At 72.0% G+C, this 14,960-nt stretch carries 17 protein-coding genes; 6 read left to right on the forward strand and 11 right to left on the reverse strand.

Annotated elements, in window-relative coordinates:
- Positions 1 to 8 precede the first annotated feature (8 nt).
- Together VFW24_07065 and thiE are read left to right on the forward strand one after the other, a co-directional pair.
- Entirely contained in the window at positions 9 to 599 is a 591-nt protein-coding gene (locus VFW24_07065; protein ID HEX5266515.1) for an HhH-GPD-type base excision DNA repair protein, read from the forward strand.
- Between the two features lie 44 nt (positions 600 to 643).
- Positions 644 to 1,252: a thiamine phosphate synthase gene (thiE, locus tag VFW24_07070; GenBank protein ID HEX5266516.1), complete on the forward strand. Its 609-nt coding sequence runs from the start codon at positions 644 to 646 to the stop codon at positions 1,250 to 1,252.
- Here the strand turns inward: thiE and VFW24_07075 are convergent.
- The 3 genes from VFW24_07075 to VFW24_07085 form a co-directional block, all read right to left on the reverse strand.
- A complete protein-coding gene (locus tag VFW24_07075; protein ID HEX5266517.1) occupies positions 1,240 to 1,992 on the reverse strand; it encodes an alpha/beta fold hydrolase in 753 nt (250 codons plus the stop codon). The genes thiE and VFW24_07075 overlap by 13 nt on opposite strands.
- Before the next feature lie 330 nt (positions 1,993 to 2,322).
- Positions 2,323 to 3,003, reverse strand: coding sequence for a histidine phosphatase family protein (locus VFW24_07080; GenBank protein HEX5266518.1), 681 nt, complete (start codon positions 3,001 to 3,003; stop codon positions 2,323 to 2,325).
- Between the two features lie 8 nt (positions 3,004 to 3,011).
- A complete protein-coding gene (locus VFW24_07085; GenBank protein ID HEX5266519.1) occupies positions 3,012 to 4,127 on the reverse strand; it encodes an acyl-CoA dehydrogenase family protein in 1,116 nt (371 codons plus the stop codon).
- Positions 4,128 to 4,246: 119 nt separating this feature from the next.
- On the opposite strand from VFW24_07085, the gene VFW24_07090 reads away from it, so the two are divergent.
- Positions 4,247 to 4,855 (forward strand): MBL fold metallo-hydrolase, encoded by a 609-nt coding sequence (locus tag VFW24_07090; protein HEX5266520.1) that lies wholly within the window; start codon positions 4,247 to 4,249, stop codon positions 4,853 to 4,855.
- 27 nt (positions 4,856 to 4,882) lie between these two features.
- On the opposite strand, the gene VFW24_07095 is transcribed toward VFW24_07090, so the two are convergent.
- Positions 4,883 to 7,063 (reverse strand): glycogen debranching N-terminal domain-containing protein, encoded by a 2,181-nt coding sequence (locus VFW24_07095; GenBank protein ID HEX5266521.1) that lies wholly within the window; start codon positions 7,061 to 7,063, stop codon positions 4,883 to 4,885.
- A gap of 91 nt (positions 7,064 to 7,154) precedes the next feature.
- On the opposite strand from VFW24_07095, the gene sufC (VFW24_07100) reads away from it, so the two are divergent.
- Genes sufC (VFW24_07100) through VFW24_07110 form a run of 3 tightly spaced genes read left to right on the forward strand, consistent with a single transcriptional unit; the run spans position 7,155 to position 9,675 of the window.
- A complete protein-coding gene (gene sufC, locus VFW24_07100; GenBank protein HEX5266522.1) occupies positions 7,155 to 7,925 on the forward strand; it encodes a Fe-S cluster assembly ATPase SufC in 771 nt (256 codons plus the stop codon).
- The gene (locus VFW24_07105; protein HEX5266523.1) at positions 7,922 to 9,151 is read left to right on the forward strand and encodes a SufS family cysteine desulfurase; all 1,230 of its coding nucleotides are present in this window, start codon (positions 7,922 to 7,924) and stop codon (positions 9,149 to 9,151) included. Before sufC (VFW24_07100) ends, VFW24_07105 begins: the two co-directional genes overlap by 4 nt.
- Positions 9,152 to 9,171: 20 nt before the next feature.
- A complete protein-coding gene (locus VFW24_07110; GenBank protein ID HEX5266524.1) occupies positions 9,172 to 9,675 on the forward strand; it encodes an SUF system NifU family Fe-S cluster assembly protein in 504 nt (167 codons plus the stop codon).
- Here VFW24_07110 and VFW24_07115 read toward each other — a convergent pair.
- The 7 genes from VFW24_07115 to VFW24_07145 form a co-directional block, all read right to left on the reverse strand.
- Positions 9,672 to 10,469, reverse strand: a complete 798-nt coding sequence (locus tag VFW24_07115; GenBank protein ID HEX5266525.1) for an alpha/beta hydrolase — start codon at positions 10,467 to 10,469, stop codon at positions 9,672 to 9,674. The two genes, VFW24_07110 and VFW24_07115, sit on opposite strands and share 4 nt — an antisense overlap.
- On the reverse strand, positions 10,466 to 11,629 hold the full coding sequence (locus tag VFW24_07120; GenBank protein HEX5266526.1) for an LLM class flavin-dependent oxidoreductase: 1,164 nt from the start codon (positions 11,627 to 11,629) through the stop codon (positions 10,466 to 10,468). Before VFW24_07120 ends, VFW24_07115 begins: the two co-directional genes overlap by 4 nt.
- Before the next feature lie 46 nt (positions 11,630 to 11,675).
- Positions 11,676 to 12,473 carry a Fe-S cluster assembly ATPase SufC gene (sufC, locus tag VFW24_07125; protein ID HEX5266527.1) on the reverse strand — a complete coding sequence of 266 codons (798 nt, stop codon included), beginning with the start codon at positions 12,471 to 12,473 and terminating at the stop codon, positions 11,676 to 11,678.
- A 16-nt stretch (positions 12,474 to 12,489) separates the two neighbouring features.
- A complete protein-coding gene (locus VFW24_07130) occupies positions 12,490 to 12,804 on the reverse strand; it encodes a non-heme iron oxygenase ferredoxin subunit (GenBank protein HEX5266528.1) in 315 nt (104 codons plus the stop codon).
- Positions 12,804 to 14,189 (reverse strand): Fe-S cluster assembly protein SufD, encoded by a 1,386-nt coding sequence (gene sufD / locus VFW24_07135; protein HEX5266529.1) that lies wholly within the window; start codon positions 14,187 to 14,189, stop codon positions 12,804 to 12,806. The genes VFW24_07130 and sufD overlap by 1 nt, the downstream gene beginning before the upstream one ends.
- Before the next feature lie 21 nt (positions 14,190 to 14,210).
- Complete coding sequence (locus VFW24_07140; protein HEX5266530.1) at positions 14,211 to 14,561, reverse strand: hypothetical protein; 351 nt, start codon at positions 14,559 to 14,561, stop codon at positions 14,211 to 14,213.
- A 62-nt stretch (positions 14,562 to 14,623) separates the two neighbouring features.
- Positions 14,624 to 14,881 (reverse strand): DUF2277 domain-containing protein, encoded by a 258-nt coding sequence (locus VFW24_07145; GenBank protein ID HEX5266531.1) that lies wholly within the window; start codon positions 14,879 to 14,881, stop codon positions 14,624 to 14,626.
- Positions 14,882 to 14,960 lie beyond the last annotated feature (79 nt).

Consider the following 14,960-nt stretch of genomic DNA (forward strand, 5'->3'; position numbering starts at 1 on the left):
TCTCTCCCGTGGCTGAACTGCATTTGGCACAGGACGCGGAAGGGGATCGGCTACTAAGCGAGAGCCCTCTAGCTCTCTTGGTGGGGATGGTTCTCGACCAGCAGATACCTCTGGAGAAGGCGTTCCGCAGTCCCCTCGACCTCAAGGAGCGCCTCGGGGGGAAGCTCGACGCCGCCACGATCGCCGAGATGGACCCCGACGCGCTGGCGAAGCTGTTCGCCACGCCCCCGGCGCTGCACCGCTTCCCGGGATCGATGGCGGGCCGGGTCCAGGAGCTGTGCCGGCGGGTGGCCGACGACTACGGCGGGGACGCCACCGCCGTCTGGCGCGACGCCCCGTCGGGCGCGGATCTGCTCGGGGCCATCAAGGCGTTGCCCGGCTTCGGGGACCAGAAGGCGCGGATCTTCGTGGCCCTGCTCGGCAAGCAGCTCGGCGTGCAGCCGGCGGGCTGGCGGGAGGCGGCCGGCACCTACGGGGAGGAGGGCTCGTTCCGGTCGGTGGCGGACATCGTCTCCCCCGAGAGCCTGAAGAAGGTCCGCGGCTACAAGCAGGAGATGAAGGCGAAGGCCAAGGCCGAAGCGGCGGGAAAGAGCGCCTGAGCCGCCCTTCGCCTGGAGGGCCTGACGTCCTCGGCAATCGGCGGTTGTACCTCTGCACCCCGGACCGTCCCGACCTCCCCGAGTTCGTGGCGGCGTGCATCGCCGGTGGCGTCGACGTGGTGCAGCTCCGCGAGAAGTCGCTCGACGACCGGAGTCTGCTTGGGCGGGCCGAGGCCCTGGCCGGGCCGTGCCGGGCGGCCGGCGTGCCGTTCATCCTCAACGACCGTCCCGACCTGGCCCTGGCGGCGGGCGCCGACGGGGTCCACGTCGGCCAGGACGACTGCCCTCCGGCGGTGGCCCGGCGGATCCTCGGCCCGGCAGCGATCGTCGGCTTCTCGACCCACTCCCCGACCGAGCTCGAGGCCGCCTCCGCCGAGCCCGTCGACTACGTGTCGGCGGGCCCGGTTGCTCCCACGCCGACCAAGCCCGGCCGCCCCGGCACCGGGCTGGGGTACGTGACGTACGCGGCAGAGCACTCGGCCCGGCCGTTCTTCGTCACCGGCGGGGTGACCCCCGAGACGGTGCCGGCCATCGCCGCGGCGGGCGCCCGGCATTTCGTGGTCGTGCGCTGGCTCACCGAGTCGGCCGACCCGGAGAGCGCCGCCCGCCTGCTCCGGGAAGCGGTCGACCGGGCCCTGGCTCAGACCCCCTGACGCTCCAGCCACCCCAGCAGGATCGACACGGCGCGGGGGTCGTGGCGGAGGTGGTGCCCGGCCCCGGAGAGGATCCGGAACTCGATGCTCCCGGAGACGGCGTCGGCCATGGCTCGGGTCTCGATCACCGGGACCACCACGTCGTCGGTACCGTGGACGACCAGGAAGGGCCGAGGAGGGATGGTCGTCGCCGCCGTGATCGGCCGCAGGTCCCGCAGGTCCCGGCCCCACGCCTCGAGGTCCGGCGGGAAGGCGGGGTCGGTGATGACCCCGACCCGACGGGCCTGCTCGACGAACCGCCGGGGATCCGCCGCCCAGCGATCGAAGTCAACCCGGGCGGCCAGGGCGGCCACCCCCCGGATCTCGGGGCGCTGACCCGCCAGGCAGATGGCCAGCGAGCCGCCGTCCCGGAACCCGACCAGCCACACCCCGTCGACGTCGGGATCGGACTCGAGGTGCGCCACCGCCGCCTGCAGGTCCTCCATCCACCCCCCGAGCGAGAACTGGCCCTCGGAGCGCCCCGCCCCCCGGAAGTTGAAGGCGAGCACCACCCAGCCCGCCTGGGACGACAACCAGTCGGCGAGCTCGGGATAGGTCGACCCGGCCTGGCCGGCGCCGCGCGACGCCGCCGGGAACCCGTGGCAGAGCACCAGTCCGGGCCGGCGGGAGCCGAAGCGGTGCCGGGGGCGCGCCACGTGGGCCGCCAGCTTCAGCTCCCCGCTCTCGATCACCTCGTCCATCACCGGGCCGGACCGTACCCGGGGAGCGGGGCGCCACCGGCGTCGGGACGCGACCGAGGGGGCGCCGGAGCGCCCCCTCGGACAGAAATTGCTGGAAAGGAAAACCCGTGATCCTGGACTGCGTCGGGCGGGACCAGGTCCGACTGGGAGGTCCGGGCGGTGTCTGGCTTGGTGTACGCCAGTGGTCCAGCAGGCCGGTTAGCGGCCAGTCACCTCCAGGGTCCCAACAGGTTGACTACTCAGGTGGACCACCTCCTTTCTCTGGTGCAGCCAGGCTACAAGACCGCGACCGGCATCGGGGGCGAATTCGGCCCCCCGATCCGGCCGGGATCAGCGGTCCAGCAGGGCCGTGCCCCGGAGGTGGGCGGTCTCGTTCAGGGCCAGCACCGAGCGCTGACCGCTCCGGGCCGCCACCACTCGGTTGATGCTCGTGTACCGGGGCTCGAAGAACATCAGCCGGGTGGTCCCCAGGATGTGGGCCAGGTAGGCGTTGATGACCCCGCCGTGGGACACCACCGCCACCTTCCGGCCCGGGTTGGCCTCGACCAGCCGCTCCATGGCCCGCACGACGCCCTGCTGGAACTGGTCGGGGTCGACGTCGAAGGCCTCGAGCCGGCCCTCGGCCATGGCCAGCCACCGCTCGTCCCGCGTGACGCGCAGCTCCTCGATGGGGATGTAGCTCGTCGCCTCCCGGTCCCACTCCGCGAGCTCCTCGTCGAGCACGAGGGGGAGGTTGTGGGTCCCCGAGACGGACTCGGCGGTCTGGCGGGCCCGGAGCAGGGGTGACGACACCAGCCCGTGGAGCTCCTCGTCGGCGAGGTACGCGGCCAGCCGCTCGGCCTGCCGCCGGCCCCGCTCGTGGAGGCCGGGGTCGGCCCGTTCGGTGGACTCCTCGATCCGGACCGGTTCGGCGTGCCGGATCAGCAGCAGTTCCAGATCAGTGGACGGCTGACAGGCCGGCGGGGCTGGGGCCCCGCCGGCACCGCGATGAGGCGTCAGCCGAAGAGCCATGAGCAGAGCTAGATCCCGATCCTCTGGGCCAGCAGCTCGCGGTGGTAGGTCGGGTCCCCGAGGAGCAGCTCGGAGGACTTGGCCCGCTTGAAGTACAGGTGGGCGTCGTGCTCCCACGTGAAGCCGATGCCGCCGTGGATCTGGATGTTCTCGGCGGCGGCGTGGAAGTAGGCCTCCGAGCAGTACGCCTTGGCCAGCGACGCCACGACCGGCAGCTCGTCGGAGTCCTCGGCGGCGGCCCAGCCGGCGTAGTACGCGGCCGACTTGGCCGACTCGACCTCGAGCAGCATGTCGGCGCACTTGTGCTTGATGGCCTGGAACGAGCCGATGGGCCGGCCGAACTGGATGCGGACCTTGGCGTACTCCACGCTCATGTCCAGGCAGCGCTGCGCCCCGCCGACCTGCTCGGCCGCCAGGGCGACGGCGGCGAGGTCGAGCGTCTTGGAGAGGGCAGCCTGGCCCCCGCCGTCGGTGCCGATCAGCCGGGCCGGCGTCTTGGAGAACTCCAGGCGCGCCTGCTTGCGGGTCATGTCCATCGTCGAGAGGGCCTTGCGCGTCAGCCCCGACGCGTCCCCGTCCACGGCGAAGAAGCTGATCCCCGCCGCGGTGCGCGCCACGACCACGATGAGGTTGGCCGTGTGCCCGTCGATGACGAACATCTTGTGGCCGTCGAGGGTGTAGCCGTCCCCGGACTTGGTGGCCTCGAGCTGGATGCCCTCCAGGTCCCAGCGCCCGTTGTCCTCGGTGAGGGCCAGGGTGGCGATGGTCTCCCCGGACGCGATGCCCGGCAGCAGCTCCTTCTTGGCGGCGTCGTCACCGCCGGCCAGGATGGCGTTGGCGGCCAGGGCCACGGTCGAGAAGTAGGGGGCGCAGAGCAGCGACTTGCCCATCTCCTCGAGCACGACGATCAGCTCCACGTAGGTGTAGCCCGAGCCTCCGTACTCCTCGGGGATGTGCAGGCCCTGGAGGCCGAGCTGCTGGCCCATCTGGGACCACACGGCGGGGTCGTAGCCCTCGGTCGTCTCCATCAGGCGCCGGACCTCGGTCACGGGGGACGTGTCGTCGAGGAACCGCCGGACCGACCGGCGTAGCTCCTCCTGCTCCTCACTGAAGGCGAAGTTCACTTCTGGGACCCCCCTACAAGGCCGCGTCCGGGTAGAAACGAGGGGCCAACAATGGCCCCAACTAGACCGCTCGGTCAAGATAGGCCGGACCGGCCAGCCAGGGAGGCGAGGCGCCCCACATGACCCTTCACTACGAGGACACCCAGGCCGAGATCCACCGGGTCGTCGTCGGCCCCATGGACAACAACGTCTACGTCCTGCGGTGCCGGGAGACCGGGGAGGCGGTTCTGCTGGACGCCGCCAACGAGCACGAGCGGCTCCTGGACCTGTGCCGGGACCTCGGGGTCCGCCGGGTGCTGGAGACCCACGGCCACTGGGACCACATCCAGGCCGTGCCGGCCGTCCGGGACGCCGGCTACGACGTCGGCGTCACCCAGGCCGACGCCGGCATGCTGCCCTCCTACGACTTCATCCTCGAGGACGACACCGTCATCACGGTGGGACGGCTCCGCCTCCGCACCATCCACACCCCGGGCCACACGCCGGGCTCGATGTCGTTCCGGCTGGAGGGATCACCCGTGCTGTTCAGCGGGGACACGCTGTTCCCGGGAGGCCCAGGGGCCACCAAGTTCGAGGGCGGGGACTTCCCGACGATCATCCGCTCGATCGAGGACCGCCTGTTCTCCCGCCTCGAGCCCGAGGTGGTCGTCCTTCCCGGCCACGGTGACGACACGACCATCGGAACCGAGCGCCCCCACCTCCAGGAGTGGGTCGACCGCGGCTGGTGACGGCCGGCGCCGGCCGGGGCGGGGTTCCTAGCCGGCGGTGACCGGGCTGCGCCCGGCCTGGACCACCTCGAGGCCCGCCGGCATCCCCTCCACCTTGAGCGATCCTCCGTGGGCCTCGATGCGGACCCGGCCCCCGCCGAGCGGCACCCGGTCGACGACGATGTCCCCCATCTCCTCGGGGACCACGGGGGACAGCCACACCTTGCCCTGGGGCACCCAGGGGTCGAGGCGGAGCAGGGTGCGGAGCAGCAGGAGGGGAACGGACGAGGCCAGGGCGTGGGGCGCACAGGCGGTGGGGTGGGCCAGCACGGCCGGGAGCTCGTCCCTACCGAGGCCGCAGTACAGCTCGGGCAGCCGGCCCCGGCACGCCTCGGCGGCGTCGACGAGCTGCATGACCACCCGCACCGCCTCCTCGACGTAGCCGTAGCGCATCAGGCCGGCGGCCACGATGGCGGCATCGTGGGGCCAGACGGACCCGCAGTGCAGGCTCATCGGGTTGTAGCCCGCCATGGACGAGGCGAGGGTGCGCACGCCCCATCCCGAGAGCATCTCGGGCGAAACCAGCCGCTTCGCCATCTCGTCGGCCTTGTCCTCGTCGACTATCCCGGTCCAGAGGCAGTGACCGACGTTCGACGCCAGGGCGTCGGCCGGCTGCTTGCGGGCGTCGAGGGCCATGGCGTACCAGCCCCGGTGCGGCAGCCAGAAGTCGCGGTTGAATGCTTCCTTCAGGGCGGCGGCGCGCCCGAACCAGACCGAGGCCGCGGCCTCGTCCCCCGCCTCCCGGGCGAAGTGGCCCCGCGCCACATAGCCGGCGTACACGTAGGCCTGGACCTCGCAGAGGGCGATCGGCGTCTCGGCCACCGAGCCGTCCGCCGAGCGGACAGCGGTCGGGCTCTCCTTCCAGCCCTGGTTGGGCAGGCCCCGGTCGGTGGCGCGCTGGTACTCGACGTAGCCGTCCCCGTCGCGGTCGCCGAACTGCGTTACCCACTCGAGGGCGCGGTCGGCGTGGGGAAGCAGCTCGTCGACGATCTCACGGGCCAGGCCCCACCGGCGCAGCTCTCCGAGCAGCATCACGAACAGGGGGCTGGCGTCGGCGGTGCCGTAGTACGACTGGCCGGCGTCGAGGGAGAGGTGGGTGGCGTCGCCGAATCGCATGTGGTGCAGGATCCGGCCCGGCTCCTCCTCGGTGCGGGGGTCGACGTCGCGGCCCTGGAAGCGGGCCAACGTCTGCAACACACCGAGGGCCAGGTCGGGGTCGAGGGGCAGGGCCATCCACGACGCGAGCAGGGCGTCGCGGCCGACGAGGGTCATGGCCCACGGCAGGCCCCCGGCGACGATCAGCCGCTCCGGGTGGTCGGGATCGAACAGCCGCAGCGAGCCGAGATCCTCGGCGCTGCGCGCCAGCGTCGACTCGAAGCCGACGTGGTCGGTCGTCACCATCGGCACCTGCCGGCGCCAGCGGGCCAGCCGCTCCATGGGGACGGTGCGCTCCACCGGCTCCCCGCAGCGGTGCCGGGGGACCACCACCTCGGCGTCGACCAGCGGGCTCACCTCGATGCAGGTCGACCACGATCCGCCCGCGGCCACGATCAGCTCGAAGGACGCCCCGGCGGCGTCGACCTTGGCGCCGGCGCCGAACGCCACCCGCACGCCCCGTCGGGAGGGCCCCCGCTGCCAGTGGATGGCCAGGGCGCCGGGCTCGACGTCGGTCCACACCTGCCCGCCCGCCACCGTGGGGTGGGCGCCCTGGTCCTCTCCGGCCCCGCCCGCCGGCGCCTTCCCCCCCGACCCGTCCCCGAGGCCCCCGAGCTTCGCCGCCAGCACCTCGGCGAAGTCCGAGTCGATCAGCACCTCTAGCGAGCAGTAGGCCGCCTCCCGGCCGTAGTTCCGGAGCTCGAGGTCCTCTCGCATGCCCCGGCCCACCAGCCGGCGGCGGGAGAGGAGGAGGGTGGGCTCACCCGGGGCCGCTCCCGAGTGGGCCCGGTAGACGAAGGTGGCGTCGGACGGATCGACGACCTCCCCGGTCGGCCGGTCGGTGACCGTCGCCCCGAGGGGCTCGGGTCGGACCCCGTTGACGCGGACCTCGAGGCGGGAGACCAGCCGGCGGTCCTGGTAGTAGAGGCCGTCGAGGGGGTCGACGCCGATCTCCCCGCCTGCCGCCGAAACAGCGAAGCAGGACCCTTCGACCAGAACCACCCGGGTCTGCACCGGGCGGGACTGTAGCGGTGGGCCGGAAAGCCGCAGATCCACCCTCCGGCCGGGTTTCTCCTACGCCGGTAGTGCAAATATAATTCTGGGTGTGACGACCCCCCTGTTCCAGGTCGAGGGCCTGGAGGTGACGGCCGAGGGCGCCCCCATCCTCCGGGGCGTCGACCTGACCGTCGGCGAGGGGGAGGTCCACGCCCTGATGGGGCCCAACGGCTCGGGGAAGTCGACCTTGGCGAACGCCCTCCTGGGCAACCCGACCTACGTGGTCACCGCCGGGCGGATCCTGTACCGGGGAGAGGACATCACCGCCTGGCCCACCGACGTGCGGGCCAAGGCCGGCGTGTTCCTCGCCTTCCAGTACCCCGAGGAGATCGCCGGGGTCCCGGTCGTCCAGTTCCTGCGCCAGGCCCTGTCGGCCCGCAAGGGGATGGAGCTGTCGGTGCTCGAGCTCCGGGTGGCGATCATGGAGTGGATGGAGCGCCTCGGGATGGACCGCTCGTTCGGAGACCGCTACCTGAACGAGGGCTTCTCGGGCGGGGAGAAGAAGCGCAACGAGATCCTGCAGATGGCCATCCTCGAGCCGGAGATGGCGATACTCGACGAGACCGACTCCGGGCTCGACATCGACGCCCTGCGCACCGTGGCCGAGGGGGTCGGGCAGGTCCGCCGGGTCCGGCCCGGCCTCGGCGTGCTCCTGATCACCCACTACCAGCGGATCCTCGGCTACCTCCGCCCCGACCGGGTGCACATATTGATGGACGGGCGCGTCGTCGCCAGCGGCGGGCCCGAGCTGGCCGAGCGCCTCGAGCGCGAGGGATACGAGGCGTGGCGGCCGGGCAGCCCGACGCTGGAGGCGTCGTGACCTCCATCGACGTCGCCGCCGTCAAGGCCGACTTCCCGATCCTCGGCCGCGAGGTCAACGGCCACCGCCTGGTCTACCTCGACTCGGCGTCCAGCTCGCAGAAGCCCCGCCCGGTCGTCGACGCCATGACCCGCTACTACGAGACGACCCACGCCAACGTGCACCGGGGCGTCTACACGATCGCCGAGGAGGCCACCCGTCTGTTCGAGGAGGGGCGGGCCCGCATGGCCCGGTTCCTCAACGCCCGTCAGTCCCGCGAGATCGTCTTCACCAAGAACGTTACCGAGGCCATCAACCTCGTGGCGGGCAGCTGGGGCCGGGCCAACCTCGGTGCCGGTGACGCCGTGCTGCTGACCGAGATGGAGCATCACGCCAACCTCGTCCCGTGGCTGATGCTGGCCCAGGAGCGCGGCATCCAGCTGCGCTACCTGCCGGTCACCGACGACGGGCTGCTCGATCTCAGCGACCTCGAGCGGTTGGTCGACGGCGTCAAGCTGGTCGGGGTCACGTGCATGTCGAACGTGCTCGGGACCATCAACCCGGTACGCGAGATCGCCGACGCCGCCCACGCCGCCGGCGCCCTGTGCCTGGCCGACGCCGCCCAGCTCGTCCCCCACATGGCCACGGACGTGCAGGCCCTCGGCGTCGATTTCCTCGGCTTCACCGGCCACAAGATGCTCGGCCCGACCGGCATCGGCGGGCTGTGGGCCCGCGCCGACCTGCTGGAGGAGATGCCCCCGTTCCTGGGGGGCGGGGAGATGATCAGCGACGTGCGCCTCGACGGGTTCTCCACCAACGAGATCCCGTGGAAGTTCGAGGCGGGCACACCTCCGATCGCCGAGGCCGTCGGTCTGGGCGTGGCCGTCGAGTACCTCGAGAACCTGGGTATGGACGCCGTGCGCGCCCACGAGATCGAGCTCACCACGTACGCCCTGGAGACGCTGCGGGAGCGCCACGACGACCTGGTGATCTACGGCCCCCACGACGCCGCCGGCCGGGGCGGCGTGCTCTCCATGCAGCTGGCCGACATCCACGCCCACGACCTGTCCCAGGTGCTCGACCAGTCCGGCGTGTGCGTGCGGGCGGGGCACCACTGCGCCAAGCCGCTCATGCGCCGCTTCGGCGTCAGCGCCACGGCGCGGGCGTCGCTGTACATCTACAACGACCGTTCCGATGTCGACGAGCTGTCCGAGGCCCTGGCGGAGGCCCGGAAGTTCTTCGCCTGACCACGAGGACGCAAGAGGGAATGCCGGGACTCGAAGACCTGTACCGAGAGATCATCCTCGACCACTACCGCAACCCCCGCAACCGCGGGGAGCTGCCGGTGCCGCCGGCCGAGCGCTTCGAGGGCTTCAACCCCCTGTGCGGGGACGAGATCATCCTGTTCCTCGAGGTGCGGGACGGGCGGGTCGAGGATCTGCGCATCGCCGGCCAGGGCTGCTCGATCAGCCAGTCGTCGGCGTCGATGATGTCCGGCGCCGTCAAGGGCAAGACCGTGGACGAGGCCCGGGCCCTGATCCGGGCGTTCAAGTCCATGATGTCGATCCACGAGGCCCGCCTCGACTCCGATGGTGAGCCCGAGGACGGCGGTGCCGACGGGTCAGCGGCCGGCTCGGGGGAGACCCCGCCCCTCGGCGACCTCGAGGCCCTGCAGGGAGTGGTGAAGTTCCCCGTGCGGATCAAGTGCGCCACGCTGTCGTGGAACACCCTGGACCAGGGACTTACGGCGGCCGAGGCCGGCGCCGGCTAGGCGCAGAAGGACCCGACGAGCGCGGCCAGCTCGGCCGGCTTCTCTATCGGCAGGAGGTGGGCGGCTCCCTCCACGGTCTCCAGGCGGGCCCCCGGGATCTCCGACACGTAGGTCTCGGCGTGGGCGGCGGGGATCAGCGTGTCCTGCGCACCCCGCACGACCAGCGTCGGAGCGGTGACCCGGTGCAGCCGCTTGCGCAGCTTGGGGTCGTGCAGGTACGGATCCCAACCCAGCCGGGCCACGGCGGCGAGCATCTGGTACTGCGGCGCCACCATCTCGAAGGTGACGTCGGCCTGGTCCATCTGGGCGAAGGCCTTCATCATCACCGCCATCGGCTGGGACTGGTCGGCGAAGAGGTCCTCCGCCATCTCGTCGGGACCCCGCCCGAAGATGTCCTTGATCTCGGCACCCTGGATGTACAGCCCGGCCGGGTTCACCAGGACCAGGCGGCCGACCCGGTCGGGGTACCGCGTCGCCAGCTCCGCCGCCATCCAGCCCCCGAGCGACGTCCCGACCACCGCCGGCGCGTCGAGCCCCAGGGTGTCGAGGACGTCGAGGAGGTGGAAGGTGGCGTCCTCCATGTCGTCGATCTGCTCGATGCCCTCGGACTCCCCGAAGCCCGGGAACACCGGGGCCACCAGGGCGAACGAGCCCGCCAGGGCATCGAAGAGGGCCAGCCCCTCACCCTCCCCCATGGCCGAGTGCAGGTAGACCAGAGGCGAGCCCGTCCCGCCGCGGCGGACCTGCACCTTGCCCACCCGGGTGGGCAGCAGCTCGGCGCTGACCGCCGTCACGCCGCGCTCCGGGCCAGCATGGGCTGGCCCTCCGGGAAGCGCTGGCGCAGCCGGGGCATCACCTCGCGGGCGAACAGCTCGAGATTGCGCCGGGTGGCGTCGGCCGGGAGCGTGCCCAGCTGGAACAGGCCGAGCAGGTTCCCCGTGCCGAGCCGGGTGAGATTGGCCTCCAGCTGCTCGTACACCGTCTCGGGGGACCCGACGATGGCGTACTGCCCCTCGACGGTCTGCTCCCACGTGTCCAGGTTGAGGGCAAACGTGCCCCGTCCCTTCATGATGTTCTCGATCGAGCGCAGCGTCGTGTAGCCCGGCGGCTGGATGTCGATGCCGGGCAGCAGCCGCTTGACGAAGTACCACCAGTGCTCCTCGAACTCCCGGCGGGCCTGTTCGTCGGTCTCGGCCACGTAGATCGGGGTCAGCCAGCCCGCCTGCGCCGGGTCGTAGGTGTAGCCCTCCTTCTCGCACGCCTCGCGGAACAGGCGGAACTGCCGGTCGAAGACGTCGATGTGGAAGTAGGGGATGCCCATGTAGGCGTAGTGGTGGCGCGCCACGAACTCCATGGTCTCCAACGAGCCGGCACCCGGGATCCACACCTCGGGGTGGGGCTTCTGCACGGGCTTGGGCCAGGTGTTGACGAAGCGCAGCCGGTAGTGGCGGCCGATGAACTCGGAGGGGCCGTCCTCGGTCCACGCCTTCATGATCACGTCGTGGGCCTCCTGGAACCGCTCCCGGGCGTGGGCCGGGTTGATCGAGAACGAGTAGTACTCGGGACCCCCGCCCACCACGAAGCCGGCGATCAGCCGGCCCCCGGAGATGTTGTCGATCATGGCGAACTCCTCCGCCACCCGGGTCGGGGGGTCGTAGAGCGGAAGGGCGTTGCCCACCACCGCGATCCGCACCCGTGACGTCAGCCGGGCCAGGATCGACGCGATCAGGTTCGGCGAGGGCATGATCCCGTAGGCGTTCTGGTGGTGCTCGTTCACGCAGACGCCGTCGAAGCCCAGGTCCTCGGCGGCGACGAGCTCGTCGATGTACCGGTTGTAGACCTGGGTGCCGACGGCGGGATCGAAGAAGGCGTTGGGGCAGGTCACCCACGCCGGGCCGTCGTAGTCCTGCGGCAACGCCGGGTAGGGCATCAGATGGAAGCTGAAGAAGCGCACGTGCCACCCCCGTGACTGACGAGGGTGTCATCGTAACGCTGCGCCGTCAGCGGGGGTCCGGCTCCCCCCCGTAGCCGGCGTAGCCCGTCCGCTCCAGCTCGGTGGCCAGCTCCGGCCCCCCGGTGTCGACGATCCGGCCCTGCGACAGGACGTGCACGGTTCCCGGGACCAGCTCGGTGAGCAGGCGGCTGTAGTGGGTGATGGCCAGGACCCCGAGATCGAACTCGGTCGTCGCTGCCGCCACCCGGCGGGAGACCAGCCGGAGGGCGTCGACGTCGAGACCGGAGTCGATCTCGTCGAGGACGGCGAAGCGGGGGCGGAGGACGCCGAGCTGGACGGTCTCGAAGCGCTTCTTCTCGCCGCCGGACATGTCCACGTTGAGGCCGCGGACCAGCATCGCCTCGGACTGGCCGACCCGGGCCGCCTCCTCGGCCAGCCGGGCCCCGACGGCCCCGACGGCCCCCGGCCCACCGGTCCCACCGGCGCCGGCCCCGTCAGCCGAGCCGTTGCCCCCCGGGGACCGGGCGGCCAGGGCCGCCTCCAGGGCGTCGGCCAGCCCCACCCCCGGCACCTCGACCGGGTACTGCAGGGCCAGGAACAGCCCGGCCTGGGCCCGCTTCCACGTCGGCAGATCCAGCAGCTCCACGCCGTCGATGGTCACGCTGCCCCCGGTCACCCGGTAGCCGGGGCGGCCCATGAGCACGTGGGCCAGGGTGCTCTTCCCGGATCCGTTGGGGCCCATCACGGCGTGGACCTGGCCGCTGTGCACCTCGAGGTCGATGCCCCGCAGGATCTCCCGGCTCGCCACCCCGGCCCGGAGCCCCTCGACTCGCAGCACACTCACGTCCCCGCCCCCTTCGTCACGGCAGCTCCACCATCACGTCGCCGTCCTTGACCGCGACGGTGTACACCGGCACCGGCTTGGTGGCCGGCAGCGACTGGGGCTCTCCGTCCAGGAGGGAGAAGGTGCTGCCGTGCTTCCAGCACTCGATCTCCCGCTCCTCGGGATAGACCTCCCCCTCCGCCAGCGAGAAGTTGGCGTGGCTGCACCGGTCCCCGATGGCGTAGAAGTCGTCCTCGATCCGCACCAGGCAGACGCGGTGTCCGGCCACGTCGAACCGCTTGGCGGTCCCCGCCTCCATCTCGTCGACGCCGCACAGACGGACGGGGTCCATCAGGTGCCATCCCGTCCCTCGAGCTTGGCGGCCACCAGCTCGCGCACCGCTTCGTGCATCCCCGGGGCCGGCGCCATCCGCAGGAGGTCCTGGAAGAACCCGAGGACGATGAGCTGGCGAGCGGCGTCGGGTGGAACGCCGCGGCTCTCCAGGTAGTACTGCTGCTCCTCGTCGACCGGTCCCACGGCCGACGCGTGGCTGCAGCGAACGTCGTTGTCCTCGATCTCCAGGTTGGGGACCGACCAGGCGGTGGCCCCTTCCGAGAGGACGAGGTTGCGGTTGGTCTGGAAGGCGTTGGTTCCCGCCGCTCCCGGGCGGACCCGGATCAGTCCGCTGTACACCCCGTGGGCCGTGTCGCGGACCGCCCCCTTGAACAGCAGGTCGCTCGTCGTCTTGGGAGCGGCGTGCTCCTGCAGGGTCCGGAAGTCGTGCATCTGGTCCCCGTCCCCGAAGTACAGGGCCAGCAGCCGGGTGGACGCCCCGGTCTCGACCAGTCGCGAGTCGGTGCGCACCCGGGCGTACCAGCCGCCGAGGGCCACGATCAGCGAGCGGAGGGCGGCGTCGCGACCCAGCCGGCTGGCCTGGTACCCGATCTGCCACGCCCGCGGGCCGAGCGCCTGGATGCCGGCGTAGTCCAGGTTGGCGCCCTCTTCGAGGTCCAGCTCGACGACGGGGAGGACGAGGGTGAGCTCATCGGAGGACAGCACCTCCTCGACGACCGAGGCCTGGGCGTTCGCTCCGCAGCGCACGACCGTGCGCGCCGCCCGTACCACCCCCGAGCCCGAGAAGCGGTGGCTGACCACGACGGGAGCGGTGAGGACCGATCCCCGGGCCACCTCGATCAGCACGCCGTCGGCCGTGAGAGCCGTGGACAGGTCGACGAAGGGGTCGGCGCTGCCGGCCACCGCCCCGAGCCGGGGCCGGTCGGCGGGCGGACGGTCGGGGGCGGCCGGGTCACCGGGCAGCTCCCGCAGCGGGGTGACGGTGAGGCCGGCGGCGGCGGGGCCCGACAGGTCCACGGCGGTGACGACACCGTTCTCGACGAGCACCGTGGCCGCCCGGTCGGAGAGCACCGCGGCGGGCCCGGGAGGCACGGCGCCGGCCGATCCCGGGCCCGCACCTCCCTCGACGGAGAAACGGGCCAGGTCCAGGTCGTCGATCCGGGAGTAGCGCCAGACCTCCTCGGCCTCGGTCGGCAGCTCGGCGGACGAGAACCGCGCCAGGGCCTCCCGGCGGGTGGCCCGGAGCCACTCGGGTCCGCCCAGCTGCTCGACGGCCTCGGCCGATATCTCGGTCAGTACCCACCTCCAGGATGCGCCCCACGCCGACCCGGTGAGGGTGGCGCCGGGGCGTGAAAAGGGGGCCCCGACGGCCCCCTCCCGCATCCTACCGAGCGACCCGACCCCTCACGGCCGCCGGCGCGGAAACCACCGGCGCCACCGCGAGCCCGAGGCTCGGTCCCGCTCCCGCTGGACCTCGTGGAGAGTGTCGTTCACGACGGCGTTCACCACGTTCTCGGCCTCGTCGAGCAGCTCCGAGACGTTCTCAGCCGGCTCCTCGGGCTCGTCCTCCACCGCCGGCGGCACGAGCTTGCCGTGGGTCCAGCCGACGTCGGCGGAGCGCCGTTCGTAGCGGGGGCAGCCGTCCGGGCAGCGCCAGGGGGCCTCGGGGGCCAGGTCGAGCACGCAGAAGCGCGCCACCTCCCCGGAGTCGTAGGTCCGGCTCTGGAAGTGCTTGCACTCCTCCCGCATCGGCACGCCCCCAGTCTCTCATCCACCGGGTGCGAGTTGAGGCCCCTCGGGCGCGGGGCGCCGGGCCCCTATCCGGCCTTGGCCCGGGCCACGATCCGGCTCCGGGCCATGGCGGGCGGCCGGGCGCCGGGAGGGGTGACCCAGGCGTCGAGGAGCACGCGGGTGGCTTCGGTTACCCGGTCGACGGCAGCCTGGAAGGCCTCCTCGTTGGCGGCCGACGGCGCACGGGTGCCGCTCACCTTTCGGACGAACTGGAGGGCGGCGGCCCGGACCTCCTCGTCGGTGGCCGCCTCCTCGCCTCTGAGGGTCACGATGCTCCGGCACATAGGCGCGAGTATGGCCGGATGCGGACCCTGCGCAAGCTGCTGGCCGAGATCCGGGCCTTCTCCCGGGGCAAGCGGAACC

The sequence above is a fragment of the Acidimicrobiales bacterium genome (genome assembly GCA_036273495.1).
Classification (GTDB): domain Bacteria; phylum Actinomycetota; class Acidimicrobiia; order Acidimicrobiales; family JAJPHE01; genus DASSEU01.

Bases quoted from the DNA above. Each gene is read 5' to 3' on its own strand.
- VFW24_07075 (HEX5266517.1), bottom strand. From the start codon at position 1,992: ATGGACGAGGTGATCGAGAGCGGGGAGCTGAAGCTGGCGGCCCACGTG.
- VFW24_07080 (HEX5266518.1), bottom strand. From the start codon at position 3,003: ATGGCTCTTCGGCTGACGCCTCATCGCGGTGCCGGCGGGGCCCCAGCC.
- VFW24_07090 (HEX5266520.1), top strand. From the start codon at position 4,247: ATGACCCTTCACTACGAGGACACCCAGGCCGAGATCCACCGGGTCGTC.
- VFW24_07110 (HEX5266524.1), top strand. From the start codon at position 9,172: ATGCCGGGACTCGAAGACCTGTACCGAGAGATCATCCTCGACCACTAC.
- VFW24_07130 (HEX5266528.1), bottom strand. From the start codon at position 12,804: ATGGACCCCGTCCGTCTGTGCGGCGTCGACGAGATGGAGGCGGGGACC.
- sufD (HEX5266529.1), bottom strand. From the start codon at position 14,189: ATGCGGGAGGGGGCCGTCGGGGCCCCCTTTTCACGCCCCGGCGCCACC.
- VFW24_07145 (HEX5266531.1), bottom strand. From the start codon at position 14,881: ATGTGCCGGAGCATCGTGACCCTCAGAGGCGAGGAGGCGGCCACCGAC.